This is a genomic window from Pseudomonas sp. HMSC063H08 (assembly GCF_001813645.1).
Taxonomy (GTDB): Bacteria; Pseudomonadota; Gammaproteobacteria; order Pseudomonadales; family Pseudomonadaceae; genus Pseudomonas; species Pseudomonas aeruginosa.
Genome location: NZ_KV813469.1, coordinates 196,395 through 202,848, shown reverse-complemented (window position 1 = coordinate 202,848; position 6,454 = coordinate 196,395). Strand labels below are relative to the sequence as shown.

Here is a 6,454-nt window from a genome sequence, read left to right as displayed (position 1 = left end):
GGCAAGACCGAGACCGCGCTGGCGCTGGCCGACCTGCTGTATGGCGGCGAGCGTTTCATCACCACCATCAACATGTCCGAGTTCCAGGAGAAGCACACCGTCTCGCGCCTGATCGGCGCGCCGCCCGGCTATGTCGGCTATGGCGAGGGTGGCATGCTCACCGAGGCGGTACGCCAGAAGCCCTATTCGGTGATATTGCTGGACGAGGTGGAGAAGGCCGATCCGGACGTGCTCAACCTGTTCTACCAGATCTTCGACAAGGGCGTGGCCAACGATGGCGAAGGGCGCGAGATCGATTTCCGCAATACCTTGATCCTGATGACCTCCAACCTCGCCAGCGAGCACATCGCCGCGCTTTGCCAGGACGGCGCGCGGCCTTCCGCCGAACTCCTGGAGGAAACCATCCGGCCGGCGCTCAGCCGGCATTTCAAGCCGGCGCTGCTGGCGCGCATGCGCGTGGTGCCTTACTACCCGGTGGGCGGCCCGGTACTGCGCGAGCTGATCGAGATCAAGCTGCAACGCCTCGGCGAGCGTCTGGCCCGCCGTCAACTGGCTTTCGACTACAGCCAGGCGCTGGTGGACCACCTGGCCGAGCGTTGCACCCAGAGCGACAGCGGCGCACGGTTGATCGACCACCTGCTGGACACGCACCTGCTGCCGCTGGTGGCCGACCGTTTGCTGGAAGCGATGGCGCGCGACGAGCGTCTCGAGCGGGTCCATGCGACGCTGGGCGAGCACGGCCGCGTGCTCTGCGAGTTCGCCTGAGGTGGGTGCGATGTTCAGCCGCGTACCGCAACCCCTGGCCTTCGCCGAAGCCCTGCTCGCTCAGTTCGGCGCGCTGTCGCGGGAAACAGACATCGCGGCCCTGCTGGGCGGTTTCGCACGCGCAGTCGGCGAACTCAGCGGCTGCGAGCTGAGCCAGCTGTATCTGCTCGACCAGACCCATACCGCGCTCACCCTCAACGCCGAATGCCGGGACGGCCTGTTGCAGGCGCTGGAGCCGTCGAGCCTGCCGGCGGACTACACCGGCGAGCAGTTGCTGCAGTTCGCCCTGTGCCAGAACCGCGTGGTCAGTCTCGTCGACCTGCCGTCGCGGCTGCACGAGACCGGCTTCCTGCCGGCAGGGGAGCAGCCCTGGCTGTCCCTGCTCTGCGTTCCGCTGGTGAGCCCGGAGAAAACGGTCGAGGGCATGGTGGTCTGCGCCACCCGGCGCCCACTGGACCTGCAGGGATTCGCCCATCCACTGGGCCAGCTGGGCGCGTTCGTGCTGGCCCAGTTGCATCTGCTGCAACGCCTCTCGCAACCCTCCGGCGAGCCGCAGGGACCGTCCAGCGCGCCGGTGGTCAGCGGCTACGGGCTGATCGGCAGGAGCGCGGCGATGCGTGAGACCTGCCGCCTGATCAGCAAGGTCCTGCACAACCCCTATACCGTGTTGCTGCAGGGCGAGACCGGTACCGGCAAGGAGGTGGTCGCACGGGCGATCCACGAGTACGGCCCGCGGCGAGCACAGGCGTTCGTGGTGCAGAACTGCGCGGCGTTTCCGGAAAACCTGCTGGAAAGCGAGCTGTTCGGCTACCGCAAGGGCGCCTTTACCGGTGCCGAGCGCGATCGTCCCGGGTTGTTCGATGCCGCGGATGGCGGAACCCTGCTGCTCGACGAAATCGGCGACATGCCCCTGTCGCTCCAGGCCAAGCTGTTGCGCGTGTTGCAGGAAGGCGAGATTCGCCCGCTCGGCGGCAACGACACGCACAAGGTCGATGTACGCATCATCGCCGCTACCCACCGTGACCTCGCCCTGCTGGTCCGCGATGGCAAGTTCCGCGAAGACCTCTACTACCGGCTGGCGCAGTTTCCCATCGAGTTGCCGCCGTTGCGCCAGCGCGAGGGCGACGCCCTCGAACTGGCCCGGCATTTCGCCGAACGCGCCTGCGTGTTCCTGCGCCGCGCGCCGCTGGGCTGGTCCGCGGAAGCGCTGGAACTGCTCGACGGCTATGGCTTTCCCGGCAACGTTCGGGAGCTGAAGGGACTGGTGGAATGCGCGGTACTGCTCTGCGAAGGCGATGTGCTGCTGGCCGAACACTTTTCCCTGCGCGCGCCCCCGGAAGCGGAGGCGCCGCTCAAGCTGCGCGAGCACCTGGAGCAGATCGAACGCGACCTGCTGCTCGCCTGCCTGCGCAGGAACGCTGGCAACCAGACCCTCGCCGCGCGCGAACTGGGTCTGCCGCGCCGAACCCTGATCTATCGCATGGGACGCCTGAACATTCATTTCGGCGATCCCCGGACCTGAAGCCCATGATCGAGATTTCCTTCCATCCAGCCCTGCCGGGCGCGCGCCTGGAGCGTGGCGTCCGCGGCCCTTCCATGGAGACTCCCTGATGCCTGTTCGTCACTGGCCCGCCGTGCTTCTGGCCCTGGCCGTCCTCTGCGGCCTCGCCGGTTGCAGCGGCAACTACAAATTCAACGACGGCGACTATCGCCCGCTTGGCGATCCGCAGGCGGTCAATCGCGGCAAGTGACCGCAAGGAGCGATCTCATGGAACTGGTATTGGAAATGCTCAGCGCCAAGCAATTCGTACCGACGGAGCTGTGCAGCAAGACCTTCGGCAGGAACGGCGGCCTCATCGGCCGCGGCGGTGAGTGCGACTGGGCGATTCCCGATCGCAAGCGGCACCTGTCCAAGCAGCATGCGCGGGTCAGCTATCGCAACGGCGCGTTCTACCTGACCGACACCAGCAGCAACGGCATCCGCGCCGGCAACGGCAGCCGCCTGCCGCATGGCGAGCCGCAGCGCATTGAGCAGGACAGCGTCTTCCTGCTCGGCGACTTCGAGATCCGCGCGCGGCTGCTGCGCGAGCCCGACGAGTTCGCCATGGACGTCGGGCGGCCGCAGCCGGCGGGCAGCATCATTCCGGACGATGCCTTCCTGGCCCTCGATCCGTTGCAGGCGCTCGACCAGGACGGTGCAGATGCCTACGAACTCGACGACCTGAGCGCAATCGCCCAGCCCAGCCAGGAGGCCGGGGCGCGTGCGGACTACGCGCGGATCGACATGGAAAGCCTGGTCGTACCGGAGCTGGTGCCCGCCCCGGCGGCTCCGCAGGAACCCGTGGACAGTCCGCGTCCGGGTCGCGACGAAGCCTTCTGGCAGCGTTTCGGCCAGGCCCTGGGAGTGGACCTTGAAGGCCTCGACGGCGCTGCGCGCGAAGCGCTGGCGATCAACGCCGCCGGTTTGCTGCGGCAGTGCATCGGCGGCTTGCAGCAGAGCCTGCGGACCCGCAGCGAACTGAAGAACGAACTGCGCCTGTCGCTGAGCACGTTGCGCGATACCGGCAAGAATCCCTTGCGCTTCAGCGCCGATGCCAGCGAGGCGCTGGGGCATCTGCTACGGGATGGCAAGCCTGGCCAGTTGAGTGGTGAACAGGCCGTCGCACGCAGTTTCCGCGACCTCCAGGCGCACCAGGTGGCGCTGCTCGGCGCCAGCCGGGCGGCGGTGCGCGCGACCCTCGAGCATTTCTCGCCGCAGCAACTGACCCTGCGTTTCGAGCGCGACGGCCGCCGGCCGTTGCTGGCCACCTCGGGCAGCCGCTGGCGTGCCTATGGTCGCTACCACCAGTCGCTATGCCAGGACGACGACTGGAGCGAGCGCCTGCTGGCGCGTGATTTCGCCCAGGCCTACGAAGAGCAGGTTCGCCTGATTTCCACCCTCTACACCGAGCACCAAGGATGATTGCCATGTCTCGTCGCCCGATCCCGCCAGCCAGGGCGCTGGCCATGCTCGCCGTCCTGGCGCTGCTGGCCGGCTGTTCCACGCTATCGCCGTATTCCAGACTGACCAAGCTCGACCTCGCCCTGAGCGCCGGCGAGCGGGTCAATCCCGACCTCAATGGCCGGCCGTCGCCGGTGGTAGTGCGGCTGTTCGAGCTGAAGCACCCGGTGGCGTTCGAGAACGCCGACTTCTTCAGCCTCTACGAACGTCCCAAGGAGACCCTGGACCCCGACCTGGTGACCAGCGAGGAGCTGGAGCTGCGGCCCGGCGAGCGGGTCGAACTCAAGCTCAGCGTGGAGGAGGGGAGCCGCTACGTGGGCGTGCTCGCCGCCTACCGCGATCTCGGCGAGGCAAGCTGGCGCTACGTGGTGCCGGTCACGGCGAAAGAGCTGACCCGGGTAGAGCTGAAGCTGGGCCGGAAGGGCATCCTGAATGCCGGCGAACTGCTCGGCAAGGCGGGTGACGCGCGATGAACGTGCACAAGATCGTCTGGCAGGAAGGCATGCTGCTGCGCCCGCAGCACCTGCAACACAACGACCGCTACTACGACAACCAGATGAAGGCCCGGACCCAGTTGCTGGGCAGCTACAACTGGGGCTTCCTCGCCCTGGAGCTGGACCGCCAGTTCCTCAACATGGGCAAGCTGGTGATCAGCCAGGCCTCCGGCGTACTGCCCGACGGCAGCCTGTTCGAACTCGGCGGCAACACCGAGCCGCTCGCCCTCGACGTGCCGCCCAATACCTCGAACGTGCCGATCTACCTGGCCCTGCCGCTGGTCACCGGTAACCACATCGAGGCGCGCCGGCCGGAGCAGGCCGAGGTCCTGGCGCGCTATACCGCCTACGACCTGGAGGTGGCGGACTCCAACGCCGGCGAGGATTCCATGGTGCAGGTCAGCTGCGCGCGGCCGGATTTTCGCCTGCTGCTCGGCGAGCAGCAGAGCGACCAGGCCTACGTCAAACTGAAGGTGGCGGTGGTGCTGGATACCACGCCGGACGGGGTGATCAGCCTCGACCCCGACTTCGTGCCGAGCTACCTCCACGCCCACGCATCCGCCTACCTGCTGTCCTGCCTGAAGGAGGTGATCAGCATGCTCGGCCATCGCGGCGACACCATCGCCGAGCGTATCCGGTCCAATGGCAAGGTCGGCGGCGCGGAGGTCGGCGATTTCATGATGCTGCAACTGATCAATCGCACCGAGTTGCTGCTGCGCCACTACCTGGGATTGGAGCAGGTGCATCCGGAGCAGTTGTACCGGGTGCTGCTGACCATGCTCGGCGACCTCGCCACCTTCGGCAGCGAGAGCAAGCGTCCGCGCCTGGACAGCCGTTACCAGCACAGCGACCAGGGCGCCAGCTTCCGCAGGCTGATGGAGGCGATTCGCCAGGTCCTGTCGATGGTGCTCGAGCAGCATGCCATCGAACTGCCTCTCCAGGCCCGCCAGTACGGCATCCTGGTCTCGCCCCTGCACGACCACAAGCTGCTCGGCAGCGCCTCGTTCGTGCTCGCCGCCAGTGCCAATTGCGAGTCGGAGGAACTGCGCCAGCGCCTGCCCGCGCATCTCAAGGTGGGTGCGGTCGAGCACATTCGCCAGTTGGTCAACCTGCACCTGCCGGGGATCCGGGTCAAGCCGCTGCCGGTGGCGCCGCGGCAGATCCCGTTCCACTCCAACAAGACCTATTTCATTCTCGAACCCAACGCCGAGGATATGACCCAGCTGGAGCGCTCCGGCGGTTTCGCGTTCCACGTATCCGGCGAGTTCTCCGAGCTTGAACTGAAATTCTGGGCCATCAGGAACTGAACATGATCAAGGAAAGGGAATACCACGAGGACGAGAAGACCGTCCTCCTCGATCACCAAGGACAGGTACCGGCCCAGGGGCCGCTGACCGATTTCGCCGAACCGCCGCGCTTCGAGCAGCTCGAGGAGCGGATGATCTACGCGGCGCGCCTGCGTCCGGGCGAGGCCTTCAACGTCAGCCTGAACCCGCTGGTGGCGGCGGCTTCCGAACTGCTTTCGGAAGTGGTCCGGCTCAAGCACAGCACCGTGCTGGAGAACCTTGCGGCGCTCAAGGAGCGGTTGACCTCCGCCATGAAGCTCTTCGAATTCCGCGCCGTGCAGGATGGCGTGGAAAACAGCCAGGTCATGGCGGCGCGCTACGTGCTGTGCACGGTGGTCGACGAGGCGGTGGTGACTACCCCGTGGGGCAACGAAAGCGAATGGTCGAAGATCAGCCTGCTGAGCAGCTTCCATAACGAGACCTTCGGCGGCGAGAAGTTCTTCCAGTTGCTCGACCGGCTGTCGAAGAACCCGGTCAAGCACCTGCCGATGCTGGAGCTGATGTACCTCTGCCTGGCCCTCGGCTTCGAGGGCAAGTACCGGGTGATGGCTCGCGGCGTGCTCGACCTGGACGGTATTTCCGATGCGCTCTACCGGCAGATCCGCCAGTTGCGCGGCGACGTGCCGCGCGAACTGTCGCCGCACTGGCAGGGGCTCAGCGACCAGCGTCGCGGCCTGGTGCGGATCGTGCCCTGGTGGATGGTGGCGCTGTTCACCCTGGTCTGCCTGGTGGTGATGTATTCGGGATTCGCCTGGGTTCTCGGCGAGCAACGCGACACGGTGCTGCAGCCTTACCAGTCGCTCGATGCGGCGGCAGGACAGCCCGGTTCGTAAACACAGGGACGCGAA

Annotated in this window: 7 protein-coding genes; all 7 read left to right on the top strand. The window is 66.6% G+C overall.

Annotated features, from left to right (window positions below; genetic code table 11):
- Nucleotides 1-765: AAA family ATPase (locus HMPREF2924_RS18935; RefSeq protein ID WP_168172961.1), on the top strand; the 765-nt coding region annotated here is incomplete at its 5' end.
- A gap of 10 nt (nt 766-775) precedes the next feature.
- Nucleotides 776-2,287 carry a sigma-54 interaction domain-containing protein gene (locus HMPREF2924_RS18930; RefSeq protein ID WP_003132894.1) on the top strand — a complete coding sequence of 504 codons (1,512 nt, stop codon included), beginning with the start codon at nt 776-778 and terminating at the stop codon, nt 2,285-2,287.
- 88 nt (nt 2,288-2,375) lie between these two features.
- Entirely contained in the window at nt 2,376-2,516 is a 141-nt protein-coding gene (locus HMPREF2924_RS18925; protein ID WP_003087614.1) for a hypothetical protein, read from the top strand.
- Between the two features lie 17 nt (nt 2,517-2,533).
- Nucleotides 2,534-3,727, top strand: a complete 1,194-nt coding sequence (gene tagH / locus HMPREF2924_RS18920; protein ID WP_003132890.1) for a type VI secretion system-associated FHA domain protein TagH — start codon at nt 2,534-2,536, stop codon at nt 3,725-3,727.
- 5 nt (nt 3,728-3,732) lie between these two features.
- Nucleotides 3,733-4,239 (top strand): type VI secretion system lipoprotein TssJ, encoded by a 507-nt coding sequence (gene tssJ / locus HMPREF2924_RS18915; protein WP_003110438.1) that lies wholly within the window; start codon nt 3,733-3,735, stop codon nt 4,237-4,239.
- On the top strand, nt 4,236-5,567 hold the full coding sequence (gene tssK, locus HMPREF2924_RS18910) for a type VI secretion system baseplate subunit TssK (protein ID WP_003087620.1): 1,332 nt from the start codon (nt 4,236-4,238) through the stop codon (nt 5,565-5,567). Before tssJ ends, tssK begins: the two co-directional genes overlap by 4 nt.
- A gap of 2 nt (nt 5,568-5,569) precedes the next feature.
- Complete coding sequence (gene icmH / locus HMPREF2924_RS18905) at nt 5,570-6,439, top strand: type IVB secretion system protein IcmH/DotU (protein ID WP_003087622.1); 870 nt, start codon at nt 5,570-5,572, stop codon at nt 6,437-6,439.
- The last annotated feature ends 15 nt before the right edge of the window (nt 6,440-6,454 follow it).